The sequence below is a fragment of the Sutterella faecalis genome (assembly GCF_006337085.1).
GTDB classification, from domain to species: Bacteria; Pseudomonadota; Gammaproteobacteria; order Burkholderiales; family Burkholderiaceae_F; genus Sutterella; species Sutterella faecalis.
Genome location: NZ_CP040882.1, coordinates 1,407,847 through 1,423,544, shown reverse-complemented (window position 1 = coordinate 1,423,544; position 15,698 = coordinate 1,407,847). Strand labels below are relative to the sequence as shown.

Here is a 15,698-nt window from a genome sequence, read left to right as displayed (position 1 = left end):
TAATCCCATACCGATTTTCTTCAACCCTCGGAAACAAAAAAGACTATGTCTGACGCATCCCGCATTGAAACCAACGGCGTCAATCCGGTTCCCGACAGCGAACGCTACGGGCGCCCCTTTGATCTTTTCCCGGTCTGGTTCTCCTGGAATATTTCCATTTTCGGCATCACGCTCGGCATCTACGTGTTCGGGCTCGGTCTTTCCGTCTGGCAGGCCATGCTTGCCGGCGTGATCGGCTACTTCCTCTCCTGCGCGCTCGTGGGCATTCTCGCCGTCGGCAGCGTCCGCACGGGCCTTCCCACGCTCGTTCAGTCGCGTCTTGCCTTCGGCTATCACGGGAACAAATTCCCGACCTTCTTCGGCTACCTCGCCAATATGGGCTGGAAGGTGACGCTCCTCTCGATGGCAACGACGACGCTCGCCGACGTGATGGGCAACCTCATTCCCTCCCTCATGGGCGATAACGGCATGCCCCTGAAGAGCTGCACGCTCGGCTGCTTCATCGTGGTTCTTCTTCTCACCATGAGCGGCGCCATTTACGGGCACCAGCTCATCATCAAGATTGAGAAGGTGATTGCGTGGCTCACGGGCCTCTTCACCATTGTTTATCTCTTCTTCTTCATCCCCAACATCAATTTCTCGGTGCTCGACAGCGTCCCCTCGGGGAATTTCGCCACCTTCATCGGCGGCATCGTGCTCTCGATGACGATGGTGGGTCTCGGGTTCCTCAACTACGGCGGCGACTACGCACGCTATCTTCCGAGAAAGAGTGAGGCGAAGAGCGTCATCTTCTGGACGACGACGGGCATTGCGCTCCCGGTTTCGGTGCTTCTCATCCTCGGCGTCATGCTTGCCGTCGGCAACCCTGAGCTCCTTGAGAAAGCGAACCATGAGCCCCTCGCGGCCTTGACCGGCATTCTGCCCTTCTGGTTCTATGTTCCCTTCTCCTTCATCGTCATCATCTCGCTCATCAGTGCGGGCATGACGGGCATCTACTCCTCGGGCCTTGCGCTTCTCGCGCTGGGCGTTCCGATGAGCCGCCTCGGCACGACGATCCTGAACGGCGTCATCATTGCGCTCGGCGCCTACTACCTCCTCTTCATTTCGGACAGCTTCGTTTCGACCTTCCAGTCCTTCCTTGCGCTCATTTCCGTCGTGATGGGCTCCTGGGGCGCCATTGAGATGGTCGACCTCATTCGTCAGAAGCGTCTCGGCTGGAACACCGATCTCGCGCTTCCGCCTTCCGAAGGCGGCGAATCGATCCGCTGGACGGCCTTCGGGTCGCTTCTCGTCGCGACCATCATCGGTCTCGGCACGATTACGTCGTCCGACCCCTGGATCGGCCATGCGGTGAGCTTCCTCCTCCCTGAGGGCACCGAGGGAAGCGTCTTCGCCCGCGCCAATATCGGCCTCGTGGCGGCCATGATCATCGGCTCGGTTCTCTATGCGATCCTGACTTTTGGTCTCAAGATCGGAAGCAATACGAGGACGTCGCGCTGAGTGAGCCCGATAAGGCCTTGAGTCCTCAAGGCTGACCAACAAGGAAAGCGTCTGCAGTCCCAACACTGCAGGCGCTTTTTTTTATGGCTGAAGAAAGAAGTGTCTGGCGAAAAGCATATCAATATAAAGAATCATTTTTTGGTATGATTACTTTCGATATACCTTTGCACGTAAGAAAGAAATTGCTTGATATATAGTCTCAAAAGTTGACTTTCATGCCGCACCTGAGTCTTTGTGATGCGGTCTTATTGGTTACTTCTCAACTTCTTCATCCGACTTTCCCCGACCTATGCAATACAACCGTTCCTACAGCGGCAATATCGTTATCGACCCGCAAGACACGCTGCCCGATGGTCCCAGACCCGGCGTCTATTCGGGCAGGGCCTATCTGAAGCTGTGGCGAAAATGGCGGACAAAAGAAAAGCCCCTCGGCGCTAAATACGCCTTCATTGTTGCTTTTCGACAGGCTGGAGTGCCGATCGATCTGAAGACTCTCAGGACCTGTCTCAACGACAAATCGCTCGAACTCATTGGCACTGAGGAACGGACGCTCCTTCGGATTTACAGCGAAATCGTTTGCCAAAGACCGCAGCTCGCCCGCGAGAAGCTCACCGCTTTCGAAACGCGCTTTCATGCGCCGGAAGGTCTTTCCGAGGAGGACCGGAAGGAGTACGAGCATATTGAGCTCCTCACGCGCTACGCGGAATTCAAGCGTGAGCACGACGGCATCTTTATTCGTATTGGTCTTCCGGCTGAACAGCCTGCAAAGCTTATCGATGGCCTGATGAAGGCCGGCCTCAGAAAGGAGGCCGGCGAGGTATTTGCTGCTCAGCTCAAGTCCGAGCGGTACGCACATGCGGACTTTTCTCCGCTCCTCAAGGAGACGATTCTCAATCATCCGGACTTGCTCGGGAGCGCCGGCACATGCCTCAGGCTCATCGATTCGGGTCGCATCCTCGAAGGCATTCAGCACCTTCTTTCCCTCGATCGGGAGGGCGGAGACGCGAATCAGCGCAAGGAATCCGTGCTTCAGACGGTTCTTTTGACGGCGTCTGCCGTGAATCCCGCATACGGATCCGCCGAATCCTGGGAAAAGGCAGAAAGAGAGGCGCTCGCACTGATGCCCGGTGAAGCTTCTGTTCCGAATAGAGGGTTCTTTAAGCTCAAGGGGCGTCCAAAGGAGCGAAAAATCAAGGGACCTGAGGTCACGCAGGAAGAATTTGACCGCCGCTATGAACTCGAGGCGAGGCGCTTCCTGAGACTTCACCACTGGCTTCGCCTTCAGGACTTTAGTGCGCTTTCCCGGGAACTTGGGGAACGCGGTTTGACGCCGCTTGAAGCCTCGCTTCGCTGGGCGATCGAATTGCGGAGCCTCCTTCTTCGCGGAGCTCCCGATGATGAGTTCCGGAAATTGAAGCGCCCCCGCCAGGGTGTATGCATGAAAGGCTCGAACTGGCTGGAAGTGCAGCGGAGCCTCAGGAATGAATTTGTCCGGACCGGCGTCATCCCTTTTACGATCGCCGATATGCGTGATCCGGACGACTTTTTCGACCATAACTCCTATGAGACGGCGCTCGGGCTGGCTGTGGTGAAGCTCGCCCAGCTCCTCACGCCTCAGCGGCCGCTCGCGAGCGCAGAGGCCTGCCGTGAGGCCGATGAGATCATGGACCGGATTCTGACGGCGGGAGAGTCGGCGGCGCCTGAGACATTCGAAAGTCTTTTCGCGGCACTCTGCGGGATTCCTCCGCGCGAGCGCGGCATCGAATGGTGGCGAGCAGCGGTGGAGCTTCTCAAGCTCAATGCCTCAGCGAACGCTTTTTCGCAGGATGAACGCGTCGGCATCATGGTGAGAGCCTTCCAGCTCAATCAGTACGCGCCCGGAGGCGACAAGGTGCTCGCCAACTTCCTGAGGATGAAGCTTCAGAATCTCATGCAGTTCGAGAATCTGACCAATCAGTCGGTGGTGAACGAGCTGAGGCTCCCGCTTGCCTTTGGTTTTCCCTGGTTCAAGACGGTTGAGCGCGAACTCGGACCGATCCTTTCCTGGCGAGTTTTCAATAACGGCATCAACGCGATCGTCGTGGAGTCGAAAGCGGATCCGAAGCGCGCGTTCATTCTCACAACGAATCTCGATGAGTGCGTGCGCCTGCGGCTGCGGCCGGGGCAGCCGGAGCCTTCCGGTCATTATGAAATCGCCATGCAGATGGAGAAGAGGGATCTCGGAGAGGACTATGAAGCTTTCGTTGAGCAGGCAGGAACAATGATCACCGCCAACCTGATCAACGGAAGCTTTGAGGAGAGCGAATACGGCGTTATTCAATTGAAGACGGGCGAAAAGCTCGTGAAAGGTTTTCCCTTTACGGAAGTGCTGATCTCTCGTCACGAGGAAGTCGTGAGGGCGCCGCTCTGGGATGAAGATGGAAAAGCCATTCAGTTTGCTTCACTTCTCTTTTTAAAGGAACTTGAGGCAACTGCAGAGGATGTGTTCGGCGTCGACGGCGTGCTCTCGGTAAGGCCCAGGGACTTCTTCCTTCTCGCAAAGCGCCGCCGCACGAATGCGTTCCCTGCGCCCAAGCCTCTTGTTGAGGCGGATGCGGTTCCGAAGATTTTGGCCGAACTCCCTTGCGCAGATGATCGATGCTTTGTCGACAGAGCCGTGATGGAAAAAGGCATGCCCGTTGAGGCGGTCATGCCGGTGTCGCGCCACGGGAGCGGAGAGACTCAGCTTTATTTCACGTCCCGCAAGGGCGAGGATCCTGAGCTGAGCATCATCCTCAACCCTAGAGACAGCATGGTGGTCGCCGTAAAGCAGGTGCTGGTGCTCGAGCCGGCGCTGCAGTATGTCGTCAGGGACGCTTACGAGGACATATTTGTCCGTGATGGAGAACGCTTCCGGAAGCTTGACGATGACGATTTCCGCCCGGCCTTGCCGGAGGAGGAAGGTCCTGTCGGGCTTGCCTGATGAACGTTCGTTTCAAGTGTGGAGCGGCGCTGGAGAGCTCTCTTTAGAAGCTCTCAGACGTCCGGCGCTCATTGACAGGAGCGTGTGAAGCTCGGGGATGGCAGGGAAAGGCTACGGCCTTTCCCGCAGCACGGTCAAGGCAGCGAAGTTAACAATCAAAGCAGTCTTCTTGAAGGTGGCCGCCCTAAAGCTCAAGAAAAAACTCCCCCGAAAACTCCCCCGAAAAATATCGGCTTCACTGGTTCATCTTGAGACGCGCTAGGGCGTTCTCAACGTTATCGATTTGACAAAAAAGAAATCCCGCACCGCCTGAGACGGTACGGGATATGTATTTGGTGCCCGGGAAAGGACTCGAACCTTCACGGCCGTGAAGCCGCCAGCACCTGAAGCTGGTGCGTCTACCAATTTCGCCACCCGGGCGGGTAGGAAGCGAATATTGCCAGAGAGTAAAGAAAATGTCAAGAAGCTGAAGAAAAGCTCGGCGTTCTGATCTTTCCTGGGAGGTGCTCATTCTCGTTGGGTATGAGTCTGATGCTTAAATGAGACGGCACCTCGAACCGTCATCGGATGCATCTCTAGACGAAGATTTCGTTTCCTGGCATGCCGCGCATGCGCGCAAACTGTTAGATTGCATTCCGCACAGAATTTTTAAGAAGAAGCCATTTTCCATGTCAAAGAAAAAGTCCCGCACTAAAGCTCAGGTTCCGGCGCCGCTACCGGAAGTAACGGCCGAAGACATCCAGAAGGCAAAGGCATTCCTTGCCGGCCTCAGGGAGGATGTGAGCTACACGCAGGCAAAAAAGAAATTGAAGCGCGAGCTCGGATTTGCGAGCGAGGTCGCCAATGCGCTGATCGTTCGTCTCAATGAAGAAGGCTTTGAAAAAGGGGACGAGAAGAACTGGTTCCTCAATCCTGAGGCAGAAACGACGACGGGCGTGGTGCAGGGCGCGCGCACGCTCGACAAAATGACGGTGATGCCGCAGTGCGATGCGGGCGAAGAGATTCCACTCCCGGCATACCGGCCCAACTACATTCCGGGCGATGTGTTTGAACTGAGGCGCAGCATTTCCGGCTGGCGCCTCTCGAAATTCATTCGCAGGCCGCAGAAGCGCTGGGTGTGCCAATTCCTTGCAAAGAGCGGCGAATACGTCTATCTGAAGGCGGTTTCGGCGTTTGCGCCTCTGGAATTCACTGTGCCGGCCAGCGAAATTCCGCCGGGCGTTAATCTTAAGAAGGACGCGGTCGAGGTGGAGCTTCTCCCCGACTCGGAAACGCCCGGTGAAGCCGTCAACTATGAGGAGCGGGTTGAGCTCAACGCCCGCTTCGTCAAGGTGGTGGGCGCCATGAATGATCCGCTGGGCGAAATGGCAATTGCCTCGGCGCAGTTCGGTGTTCCCATTGAATTCAGTCCCGAGACGCTCGAGGAAGCAAAGAAGCTCCCCGATGTTGTGGACCGCAGGAGTCTTCAGAATCGCGTCGACCTGACGGACCTTCCCTTCGTCACGATCGACGGAGAGGATGCCCGCGACTTCGACGACGCGGTCTACTGCGCCGACCTTCCCGGAGGCGGCTGGCGTCTTCTCGTTGCGATCTCCGACGTGAGCCGCTACGTGAAGCCCGGGACGTCGCTCGACCGCGATGCGCAGATCCGCGCAACGTCGGTCTACTTCCCGGCATCCGTCGTGCCGATGCTCCCTGAAAAGCTTTCGAACGGACTCTGTTCCCTCAATCCGGGCGTCGACCGTCTCGTGATGGTCTGCGACGCCATCGTGAGCCCGGAGGGCCGCACGATGGCTTATCAGTTCTATCCGGGCGTCATTCATTCCCATGCGCGGCTCACCTACAACGTTGTCTGGTCCGCGCTTCAGAAGGAGCCTGCGGGTCTTGAAGCCATCGGCGAGCGGCTCCCCGAAATCGAGCGGCTTCATGCGCTCTTCAAGGCCCTGAAGGCAGAGCGCATCGCGCGCGGCGCGCTCGACTTCGAAACCGAGGAGTCGCAGGCGGTATTTAACGGCAAGGGGCAGATCGAGAGCTTCAGCGTGCGCGAACATAATGACGCGCACCGCATGATTGAAGAGGCAATGCTGGTTGCCAACGTTTCCGCGGCGAAGTTCGTCCTCGAAAAGAAGCAGCTCACGCTCTTTCGCGTTCACGACAAGCCCGATCCGAAAAAGCTTCAGGAATTGAAGAGCCTCCTCGCGTCCTTCGGCATCGCCTTCAAGTCGTCCAACGAGCGCGAGACGCTCGCGCATGCGCTCTCAAAAGTGATTGAGGAAACGAAGGACCGACCCTATATTCAGTCTGCGATTCTGAGAACCATGCAGCGCGCCTGCTATCAGCCCGACAACATCGGTCACTTCGGGCTTCAGTTCGACGCCTACGCGCATTTCACGTCGCCCATCCGCCGCTATCCGGATCTGCTCCTTCACCGCACGATCAAGGGGATTCTCTCGCACCGCGCCTACGTGCCCGTGGTGGAATTCGACGACGCGGAGGTGATGAGCGGCTACCACGCGCGAAAGCTCGGCGCCCGGCCGGACGAAAAGGCGGCGGCCCCCGCGAAGCCCTTGAGCCGCACGGAAGCAAGAAAGCGCGTCTGGTCGAGGCTCGGCATCATCTGCTCCTCGGCCGAACGCCGCGCCGACGATGCAACGCGCGACGTGATGAAGTACCTGAAGTGCGAGTTCCTTCGCTCGAAGGTCGGCCGCAAATTCAATGCGGTCGTCACCGGCATGTGCCCGGCGGGCGTCTTCATCACGCTCGAAGCGATGCCGATCGAAGGGTTCATTCATATCTCGGAGCTCGGCTGGGGCTACTACGAGTATGACGAGAACGCGAAGAAGATGACCTCCTACGACGAGATGACGGAGGTGCGTCTGGGCGACCGACTCTCCGTCAGGCTCAATTCCGTTGAGCTCGAGGAGCGCAGAATCAATTTTTCGCTCGTTTCCAGCTATTCCCGGCATACGGTGAAGGGCGGAAAGCGCGGTTCGAGAGGCCGCCGGAGATTCAATTACGACGGCTTCGGCTTCTTCCCTGAAGACGACGTCGATTTTGACGATGACGACGACTTTGTCGATGAGGATGTCCCGTTTTAATGAGTGCGCTTCGGCTAGAATGCGCGGCTTTTAAGAAGAGTCTTGAACTCGGCTTGTTAGATTTGAGAATAGGGTGACGCCAATGAGGCAGGAAGGCAGAAACGACAAGCGCGCCAATCGCGCGAAGGGCGGTTCGGAAAGCGAGAAGCTTGAGGCGGGAACGGTTGTTCTCGCGGGCTTTCACGCCGTTGCGGCGCGTCTGCAGCTTGACCCCGCATCGATCGAACTCGTCTACGTCGATCCCGAGCGCCGCGACAAGCGCATGCGTGAAATGAGGGAGAAACTCTTCGCGGCGGGCGTGCGCGTGATGAATGCCGATGCAAGGCGCCTCACGGGCTTGTCGCCCGACGTTCCTCATCAGGGCATCTGCGCGCTCGCGAAGGAGCGCGAAAATACGCTCGACTTTGCGGACCTCCTCGACGACATCAGCCCGAAGACGCTTCTTCTGATTCTGGACGGCGTCACGGACCCGAGAAACTTCGGCGCGTGTCTGCGTGCAGCGGACGCTGCAGGCGTGCAGGCCGTGATCGTCCCGCGCGACCGTTCGGCCCGCATGACGCCGGCCGCCGCAAAGGCGGCTGCGGGCGCTGCCGAAACGGTTCCTGTGGTGCAGGTGACGAACCTTGCATCCGCCATCATGGAGCTGCGCGACAACGGCGTCACGGTGGTGGGCACAGCGGGCGAAACCCAGAAGAGCATCTACGACATTGATCAGGCAAAGGCCTTTGCCTGGGTGCTCGGCGCCGAGGGCGAGGGGCTGAGGCAGCTGACGCGCCGCCGCTGCGACGAACTCGCCGCCATCCCGATGGTGGGGAGCGTCGAGAGCCTCAACGTTTCCGTGGCGTCGGGCATCTGCCTTTTCGAATCCCTGAGACAGCGCATTGCCGCCGGGATTGTGACGCCGGGGAAGGCCGAGGACCGGCTCTGATCCGGAGGTTCTCCGGAAGACCCCAAAAAATCGTGATGAGTAAAGGGCTTCCTCACCCTCTATCATGAAAGATGAGGAAGCCCTCGGCGCGCGACCTGTCTGCGTACGTTTTTTTGGTAACGTTTCTGACGCTTGCCGTCAAAAAATTGCAGCGGAACTTTCGCACCCTATATTGCTCTGTTCGCTGGCTTGAACGCTGGTGACTAGGCGTGTGGAAAAATGAGCGTAGCTTCCGGGTGGTTGCTGCGTCTACCTGTTTCTCCAACATCTTCGTGGTTGCCAGGGCTTCCTCGAACCCCAATCATTTCTTAATGGAGGGGCTATGAGTAAGTCTAACCGTACCGATACGCCATTGCGAGCTGCCCGTGCGCAGATCAGTAATCCCGAAATTACTGTTCACGCGATGTACCGCTCGGCAATAGGCATTGACGTTCATCTCAACCTACTCGTCTGCTGCCATCAGAAGCAGGTTGCAGGTCATCGTGAACAATCTGAGAGCCGGGATTTCAATACCGACCGCGCAAGCATCGATGCTTTCGCCGCCTGGTGCCGTGAATGCAATCCCGACATCATCCTTATGGAATCAACCGGGTCATTGTGGCAGAGCCCGTACGAAGCCCTCGAGAGAGCCGGCTTCACTTCTGAGCAGCTGGCTCTGATCAATGCCCGCGACGCCAAAGCGGCAGCCGGCCGCAAAACAGACCGCAAGGACGCATCACGTCTGGCGTCTCTTGCCCGAACGGGAAACTTCAAAAAATCCTTCGTGCCGGAGAAGGCCTTTCGTCTGCAGCGCGTCATTTCACGTGATCTGCAGAAGAACAGGAATGACATTTCCCGAACTTCCAATCGTTTCGGCAAGTCTCTGAATCTCACCGGATGCCGGCCTACAACGGTATTCAGCGACATCCGCGGAGGCAAAGCTGCCAGCCTCATCCTGATGGCCAAGCTCAGAGATGATCCGCACTTGTTTGATGTCATCAAGCAAAACAGCCGCCGGCTGCGGGCAAGCCCTGAACAGATCATGCAGGCGCTCGACTTCGAAATCGAGCCAATGATGAAGGAGCAGATTCTGGCGCTCCGGAAAAAGATCGATCAGCTCGAGGAGTACGACCGAAGCACTTTCGAAAGGCTCCGCCAGCTTCAGGCTCCCTACGAGAAGGACATCCAGCTGCTCATTACCATAACGGGAATTCAGGAACGCTCGGCCCGCATGATTTACGCCGAACTCTGTCCGGATTTGAAGGAGCATTTCCCGACGTCAGAGCAGTTCGCTTCCTGGCTCGGCATTTGCCCGGGGGACAACACATCTGCCGGCAAACAGAAAAGTGGAAAATGCCCGAAAGGGAACAAACACCTGAGGCGCACGCTGATTGAAGCCGCCAGAGGACTTGCGGTCGGCGGTACCGCTGCGCTGAAGGAAAAATTCCAGGTGCTCAAGATGCGGCGCGGCTACAGGCGTGCCATGGTCGCCTTCGCACACCTGCTTGCCCGCATCATTTATTCCGTTCTCACTCATCAGAAAGGCTTTGAGCCTTACTTGTCAACGGCGTTTCGGGACGCCTTGATTGAACGAGCGAAGAACGGCGTAAAGCAGTTGCTGAAACTCAAAGGTACGAAATACGTGATCGCTGACGGCCTGGTTGTGGAGACGAAAACGGGTGCGATCCTAGGCGCAGTCGTCAGCAGTTAGCGTAGCTTCAGCAGCCTGAGAAGCAGCAGATACCATGCTGGACGTTCTTGTGAGAACGCCCGCAGGGAAGGTCGCGCGCCGAGGGCTTCCTATCTTTCGTGGAAAAAACTTCCGAAAAATTCATGCAGGCCGCGAATTCTTCATGTAGAATCGCGGCCTTTACTGTCCTTGCCGCACTGGAACGACGCTCTGGGCGGCTTTTTCCGCAAGGAGGCTAAATGCGTCACTACGAAATCTGCATCATCGTGCACCCTGACCAGAGTGAACAGGTTCCCGCGATGATCGAGCGCTACAAGACCCTCGTCGCCGAACAGGGCGGCAAGATCCACCGCATTGAAGACTGGGGCCGTCGTCCGCTCGCGTACCCGATTGAAAAGCTCGTGAAGGCGCACTATCTGCTCCTCAACATCGAGTGCGGCCATGAGACGATCCTCGAGATCGAAAACGGCTTCCGCTTCAATGACGCCGTTCTCCGTCACCTCACTGTGAAGACGAAGCATGCCGAAACCGCTCCCTCCCCGATGATGAAGGTCGTCGAGAAGGAAGAGGCCCGCAAGGTTGCCGCTGAGGCTGCCGCGGCTGCTCAGGAAGAAACCGCTCCGGCCGAGGCCTGATGACGGTTGAAGACGTCGGATTCGAAGCCAATTCGATTGAAATCGGCGCGACGCTGATTGAACGCGAGGAAGTGAGATTCACTCCCGCAGGCATTGAGGTTTTCGATGCCGTGTTCCACCATCGCAGCCGATTGGTCGAAGCCGGAAAAATCCGCACGCTCGAATACGATTTCGAAGCCCTTTCCTATGGGGACACTGCCAGCAGGCTCAATGCTCTGGCAGTGGGCGCGAAAATCCGGATCAAGGGATTTCTCGCCACGAAGTCGATGAAAAGCCGGCGTCTGACAGTACACATCACAGAATTCAAATAGAGAGGTCATCAAATGGCTTTTGGTGCTAAGGGCAAGGGCAAGCCCCGCCGTTCGAACCAGCAAAATTCCCTTTTCAAGCGCAAGAAGTTCTGCCGCTTCACGGCCGAACACGTTGAGCAGATCGACTACAAGGATGTCGAGACGCTGCGCGACTTCATCCAGGAAAACGGCAAGATCATGCCGGCTCGCCTGACCGGCACGAAGGCGCACTACCAGCGCCAGCTCGATACGGCCATCAAGCGCGCCCGCTTCCTCGCCCTCCTGCCCTACACGGACAACCAGTAATCGACGGGAGAATTTTCAAATGCAAGTTATTCTGCTCGAAAAGATCACGCATCTCGGCGACCTGGGCGACATCGTCAAGGTTAAGGATGGCTACGGCCGCAACTTCCTGATCCCCCAGGGTCACGCCAAGCGCGCCACCAAGCAGGCTATCGCTGAGTTTGAAGCCCGCCGCGCCGAGCTCGAAAAGGCTCAGGCTGAACGCGTTGCTGCTGCTCAGGAACTCGCCGGCAAGCTGAACGGCGCCGAAGTCGTCATCGCCTCCAAGTGCGGCGTCGACGGCCGTCTCTTCGGCTCCGTCACGAACGCCGACATCGCTGAAGCGGTCGACAAGCTCGGCTTCCAGATCAAGAAGTCCCAGGTTCGTACGCCGCTCGGCGCCATCAAGGCGACCGGCGACTACACGATCACGATCGGTCTGATGACGGACATCACCGCCGACATCACGGTCAAGGTTGTTGCTGAGGAATAATTTCCTCCGTCAGACCAGGGATCTTCAGCTCCAGAGCTTCCTTGAAGCCTGCGAGCTGAAAGCCGGAAAAGGCTCTCCAAAGGATTCACTTCCAGCGGGGAGCCTTTCTTTTTGTCCGCGGCAAAGATAAAAATTGCAAGTTTCGGCAAAGATCGATTGACGGTAGAGACGCCGCAGACGAAATCTCCGATAATTCTGCCCCGCATCCTTTTTAGAAAACCCGAACCACAGATGACCGAAGACATTCAGGATGATGCCGCTCTGGCCGTACGAAAGCCCCCGCAGAGCATTCTCTCCGAGCAGGCCATTCTCGGCGGATTGATGGTGGACAATTCCGCGCTCGACAGCGTGGTCGACGTCATTCGTCCCGAGGATTTCTACCGGCGAGATCACCGCCTCATCTACGAAGAAATCGCCAAGCTCATTCAGGGAAGCCACCCGGCGGACTACCTTACGGTCTATGAGAGCCTCAAGGGTTCGGGCATGGATGTGGAGGCCGGGGGCCTCCCCTACCTCATGGAGCTCGCGAACAACTCTCCCTCTGCGGCCAATATCCGCCGCTATGCGGAGATCGTTCACGACAAGTCCGTCCTGCGGCAGCTGATTACCGTGGGCGACAAGATCGTCACGAATGCGCTTTCGCCCGAAGGCCGGGAGACGCGCGAAATTCTGGATGAAGCCGAAAAAGAGGTGCTCGCCATCAATGAGCGGAATTCCCGCAGCCAGCGTGGGTTCCAGCCTCTTGCGACGCTCGTGCGCGACGTTTCCGCGCGCGTGATTGAGCTCTACCAGACGAAGGACTCGTCCGAGGTAACGGGCGTCTCCTCGGGCTACCGGAACCTCGACTTCGTGACGGCAGGTCTTCAGCGAGGCGACCTCATCATCATCGCAGGGCGCCCCTCGATGGGCAAAACCTCATTTGCGCTCAATATTGCTGAAAACGTCGGCATCGTTCAGGAGCTTCCGGTAGCGGTCTTCTCGATGGAAATGGGCGCGGACCAGCTGACGCAGCGCATGATTTCTTCCGTCGGGCACATTGATGCGCAGAAGTTGCGAAAGGGGCAGCTCGACGACGAGGACTGGGACAACTTCACGGCGGCGCTTCACCGTCTTGAAGAGAAGCCCATCTTCATCGACGACACGCCTGCACTCACGATTACGGAGCTTTCGAGCCGTACGCGGCGCTTGGTCAACCAGGCGGGCCCCCTCGGGCTTGTCGTCGTCGACTACCTGCAGCTCATGGGGTCTCAGAGCAGAAACGCGCAGGACAACCGCGCGCAGCAGCTCTCTGAAATCTCCCGCGGCCTCAAGGCGCTCGCGAAGGAACTCCGCGTGCCGGTGATTGCGCTTTCGCAGCTGAACCGTTCGGTCGACAGCCGCACGGACCGCCGTCCGGTGATGTCCGACCTTCGCGAATCGGGCGCAATCGAACAGGACGCGGACGTGATCATGTTCATCTATCGCGACGTCGTCTACAACAAAGATACGCCCGACAAGAATTTGGCCGAGATCATCATTGCCAAGCAGCGTAACGGCCCGATCGGCACGCTTCGCATGACGTTCTTGGGCGGCAATACGCGCTTCGAACCTTCGGCTGACGAAGGCTACTGGGGCGGCATTGAGGAGTAAGAAAAATGGAATGGCTCACAAGCATTGACTGGTTTGCGCTCGTCTGCTGGCTCGGTGCTTTCGTTCTGATTGCGCTTGGGTTTGCGGGCACGATTGTGCCGGCGATCCCGGGACTCCCCATGATCGCGGGCGGTGCCTGGCTTATCGGCTGGGCGGACAACTACGACAAGGTGGGCTGGAAGACGATTCTCTTTCTGGCAGTACTGGCCGTCATCGGCGTCATTGTGGATTCGGTGGCGCAGACGGCGGGCGCTCAGAAGGCAGGCGCTTCAAAAGCGGGCATCATCGGTTCGCTCGTCGGCACGGTGCTCGGCATGTTCATGGGGCTTTTCGGGCTTCTCTTCATGCCGCTTATCGGCGCTGCGATCGGCGAATTCTGGGCCAAGCGCGATTTGATTCACGCGGGCCGCGTGGGCGTCGCCACCTGGATCGGCATGATCGTGGGGACTGCAGTTAAGGTTGCGCTTGCCTTCGCCATGACGGGGATTCTCTTTTTCGTCTATCTCACGGCGTAAGGCTTAAAAAATCGCAAGGCAAAAGAAAAAAAAGGGCGTTTCCATTACGGGAACGCCCTTTTGAGCTTTTCAGGTGCTTAAGACTGCACTGAAGGCTTCAATTAGAAGCTGTGACGCATGCCGACGTAGACCGTGGTGGTCTCGGGCTTGTTCTCGACCTTGTTAACCGTCTTCTTATCCTGATAGTAGCCCGCGACGCCGTAGACGTTCGTGCGCTTGCTCAGGCTGTAGGTGTAGCCGACCGAGGTGCCCCAGCGGGTGAACTCGTTGTCGTTGTTTTCATGGTCGCTGCTGTTGGCGCTTTCCGTATCCGCATAGCCGAAGGCAAGCATAGCCGTACCGCCGGCGAGCGGCATGTCGAAGCCGGCCTGGGCAGCCCAGCCCTTGAAGGATTCATTATCCAAACCGACAGAGGCAAATCCAACCTTGTCGGTAGCATTGGAAGAGGCCTTATACATGTTGTCGAAGTACTGGGCGCTCAGATAGGTCTTCGCAAAGCCGCAGTTGTAGTAGCCGCCGGCAGTGAGCGTATAGCCGTTGTCGGGCTTGTCGGTATATTCCGTGCTCGACCAGTTGTAGAGCGCGGCAGACGCAGCGAGATTGAACGGACCGGCCACATAAGTGGCGCCGAGGGCAGCGTAGCGGGTATCGCCCGACTTGCCTTCAACAGGAGCAACGGTGTTGTCGTTGTGATCGGCTTCAGTGCCGAACTTATCCTTCGTGTTCATGCCGAAGGAGTACTGCGCATAGGCATTGAAGCCCGCAAAGTTCGGAGACTTGTAGGTGACGGTGTTGTCCATGCGGGCGCCGCCCACATAGAACGTGCTGAATTCAACCGCGCCGGCCCACGAAGCGCCGAAGGGCGAGAGATAGCCGAGAAGACCGTAGGAGCCGTTGGCGCTGTCAAGAGCGCCAACACGGCCGAAGGAGAGTTCGCCGAAGGCGCTGCGAACGAAGAGGTTCGCTTCACGGCCGAAGAGGCGATTGCTCTGACCGAGCGTGCCGTCGTCGATCGCAAAGCCGTTTTCGAGCACGAAGCCGACGCTCACGCCGTTTCCGAGATCTTCAACGCCCTTGAGGCCGAAGCGGTTGCCGGACTGGTTGCCGGCAGCCATGGTGAGGGAGTCGGTCGCATCCGTGCCCGGGACATCCGTGTCGGAGTGAACATACTTGACGCCGACGTCGACGATGCCGTAGACGGTTACGTCAGCGGCCATGGCCGAACCCGCAAAAGCGCCGAGGACGGCGAGTGCAGCAAGAGTCTTTTTCATTTCTATGTTTCCTGGAAAAAAGGTTTTCGGGCCGGGCTCTTTTATAGGGCCCTCGAATGCCCCGGCATTGTCTGAGGAGATCGGTCTCAGGACGCCGCTCAGTGAAGCCGGTGAATGCTGTAACAAACATTCACGGCAAACACTGATTTCTTGCAAGTCTCACACAGCTCGCTTTTGAGCATCTCAGGTAAATGCCTCATGCCGTGTGATGCAAGTCTCGTCATTACTCGATTTCATGAAGACTTGTTTCCTGAAAAATGACGTGGATAGAGAAAAAATTTTCGGGAAATAATGAAAAGTATCTATCTCCTCCGGCCGTCTTTCCTACCTTAAAAATGGCGTCATGAAAAAAGAATGTCCTTGAAATGAGAAGGATTTTTCTCGCGACGAAAGTTGACGCAGAGATTCTCTAAACTTCGAAAGGCG

General features: G+C 57.5%; 12 protein-coding genes and 1 tRNA gene. 11 read left to right on the top strand and 2 right to left on the bottom strand.

All coding sequences use genetic code 11. The features are described from left to right. Positions 1–45 precede the first annotated feature (45 nt). Both FG381_RS05715 and FG381_RS05710 read left to right on the top strand, forming a co-directional pair. Entirely contained in the window at positions 46–1,500 is a 1,455-nt protein-coding gene (locus tag FG381_RS05715) for a purine-cytosine permease family protein (RefSeq protein ID WP_139687933.1), read from the top strand. A gap of 289 nt (positions 1,501–1,789) precedes the next feature. Continuing rightward, positions 1,790–4,462 carry a hypothetical protein gene (locus FG381_RS05710; RefSeq protein WP_139687932.1) on the top strand — a complete coding sequence of 891 codons (2,673 nt, stop codon included), beginning with the start codon at positions 1,790–1,792 and terminating at the stop codon, positions 4,460–4,462. Positions 4,463–4,795: 333 nt separating this feature from the next. On the opposite strand, the gene FG381_RS05705 is transcribed toward FG381_RS05710, so the two are convergent. Next, positions 4,796–4,882, bottom strand: a tRNA-Leu gene (locus FG381_RS05705). Positions 4,883–5,130: 248 nt separating this feature from the next. On the opposite strand from FG381_RS05705, the gene FG381_RS05700 reads away from it, so the two are divergent. The 9 genes from FG381_RS05700 to FG381_RS05660 all read left to right on the top strand — a co-directional run bounded on the left by FG381_RS05700 (position 5,131) and on the right by FG381_RS05660 (position 14,001). Then, positions 5,131–7,560, top strand: coding sequence for a ribonuclease R family protein (locus FG381_RS05700; protein ID WP_139687931.1), 2,430 nt, complete (start codon positions 5,131–5,133; stop codon positions 7,558–7,560). 82 nt (positions 7,561–7,642) lie between these two features. Then, a complete protein-coding gene (gene rlmB / locus FG381_RS05695; protein WP_139687930.1) occupies positions 7,643–8,488 on the top strand; it encodes a 23S rRNA (guanosine(2251)-2'-O)-methyltransferase RlmB in 846 nt (281 codons plus the stop codon). A 322-nt stretch (positions 8,489–8,810) separates the two neighbouring features. After that, a complete protein-coding gene (locus FG381_RS05690; RefSeq protein ID WP_139687746.1) occupies positions 8,811–10,178 on the top strand; it encodes an IS110 family RNA-guided transposase in 1,368 nt (455 codons plus the stop codon). A gap of 218 nt (positions 10,179–10,396) precedes the next feature. Beyond that, positions 10,397–10,792: a 30S ribosomal protein S6 gene (gene rpsF / locus FG381_RS05685; protein ID WP_139687929.1), complete on the top strand. Its 396-nt coding sequence runs from the start codon at positions 10,397–10,399 to the stop codon at positions 10,790–10,792. Then, the gene (gene priB / locus FG381_RS05680; protein ID WP_139687928.1) at positions 10,792–11,103 is read left to right on the top strand and encodes a primosomal replication protein N; all 312 of its coding nucleotides are present in this window, start codon (positions 10,792–10,794) and stop codon (positions 11,101–11,103) included. The genes rpsF and priB overlap by 1 nt, the downstream gene beginning before the upstream one ends. Positions 11,104–11,115: 12 nt before the next feature. Continuing rightward, positions 11,116–11,388 carry a 30S ribosomal protein S18 gene (gene rpsR, locus FG381_RS05675; RefSeq protein WP_139687927.1) on the top strand — a complete coding sequence of 91 codons (273 nt, stop codon included), beginning with the start codon at positions 11,116–11,118 and terminating at the stop codon, positions 11,386–11,388. Positions 11,389–11,407: 19 nt separating this feature from the next. Then, positions 11,408–11,857: a 50S ribosomal protein L9 gene (gene rplI, locus FG381_RS05670; protein ID WP_139687926.1), complete on the top strand. Its 450-nt coding sequence runs from the start codon at positions 11,408–11,410 to the stop codon at positions 11,855–11,857. A gap of 231 nt (positions 11,858–12,088) precedes the next feature. Further along, the gene (gene dnaB / locus FG381_RS05665; protein ID WP_139687925.1) at positions 12,089–13,486 is read left to right on the top strand and encodes a replicative DNA helicase; all 1,398 of its coding nucleotides are present in this window, start codon (positions 12,089–12,091) and stop codon (positions 13,484–13,486) included. A gap of 5 nt (positions 13,487–13,491) precedes the next feature. Then, positions 13,492–14,001 carry a DUF456 domain-containing protein gene (locus FG381_RS05660; RefSeq protein WP_139687924.1) on the top strand — a complete coding sequence of 170 codons (510 nt, stop codon included), beginning with the start codon at positions 13,492–13,494 and terminating at the stop codon, positions 13,999–14,001. A gap of 101 nt (positions 14,002–14,102) precedes the next feature. On the opposite strand, the gene FG381_RS05655 is transcribed toward FG381_RS05660, so the two are convergent. Then, the gene (locus FG381_RS05655) at positions 14,103–15,272 is read right to left on the bottom strand and encodes a porin (protein WP_139687923.1); all 1,170 of its coding nucleotides are present in this window, start codon (positions 15,270–15,272) and stop codon (positions 14,103–14,105) included. Between the last annotated feature and the right edge of the window lie 426 nt (positions 15,273–15,698).

Coding starts and splice junctions, on each gene's coding strand:
- FG381_RS05690 (WP_139687746.1), top strand. CDS start 8,811: ATGAGTAAGTCTAACCGTACCGATACGCCATTGCGAGCTGCCCGTGCG.
- rpsR (WP_139687927.1), top strand. CDS start 11,116: ATGGCTTTTGGTGCTAAGGGCAAGGGCAAGCCCCGCCGTTCGAACCAG.
- rplI (WP_139687926.1), top strand. CDS start 11,408: ATGCAAGTTATTCTGCTCGAAAAGATCACGCATCTCGGCGACCTGGGC.
- priB (WP_139687928.1), top strand. CDS start 10,792: ATGACGGTTGAAGACGTCGGATTCGAAGCCAATTCGATTGAAATCGGC.
- rlmB (WP_139687930.1), top strand. CDS start 7,643: ATGAGGCAGGAAGGCAGAAACGACAAGCGCGCCAATCGCGCGAAGGGC.
- FG381_RS05660 (WP_139687924.1), top strand. CDS start 13,492: ATGGAATGGCTCACAAGCATTGACTGGTTTGCGCTCGTCTGCTGGCTC.
- FG381_RS05655 (WP_139687923.1), bottom strand. CDS start 15,272: ATGAAAAAGACTCTTGCTGCACTCGCCGTCCTCGGCGCTTTTGCGGGT.
- FG381_RS05710 (WP_139687932.1), top strand. CDS start 1,790: ATGCAATACAACCGTTCCTACAGCGGCAATATCGTTATCGACCCGCAA.
- FG381_RS05700 (WP_139687931.1), top strand. CDS start 5,131: ATGTCAAAGAAAAAGTCCCGCACTAAAGCTCAGGTTCCGGCGCCGCTA.
- dnaB (WP_139687925.1), top strand. CDS start 12,089: ATGACCGAAGACATTCAGGATGATGCCGCTCTGGCCGTACGAAAGCCC.
- FG381_RS05715 (WP_139687933.1), top strand. CDS start 46: ATGTCTGACGCATCCCGCATTGAAACCAACGGCGTCAATCCGGTTCCC.
- rpsF (WP_139687929.1), top strand. CDS start 10,397: ATGCGTCACTACGAAATCTGCATCATCGTGCACCCTGACCAGAGTGAA.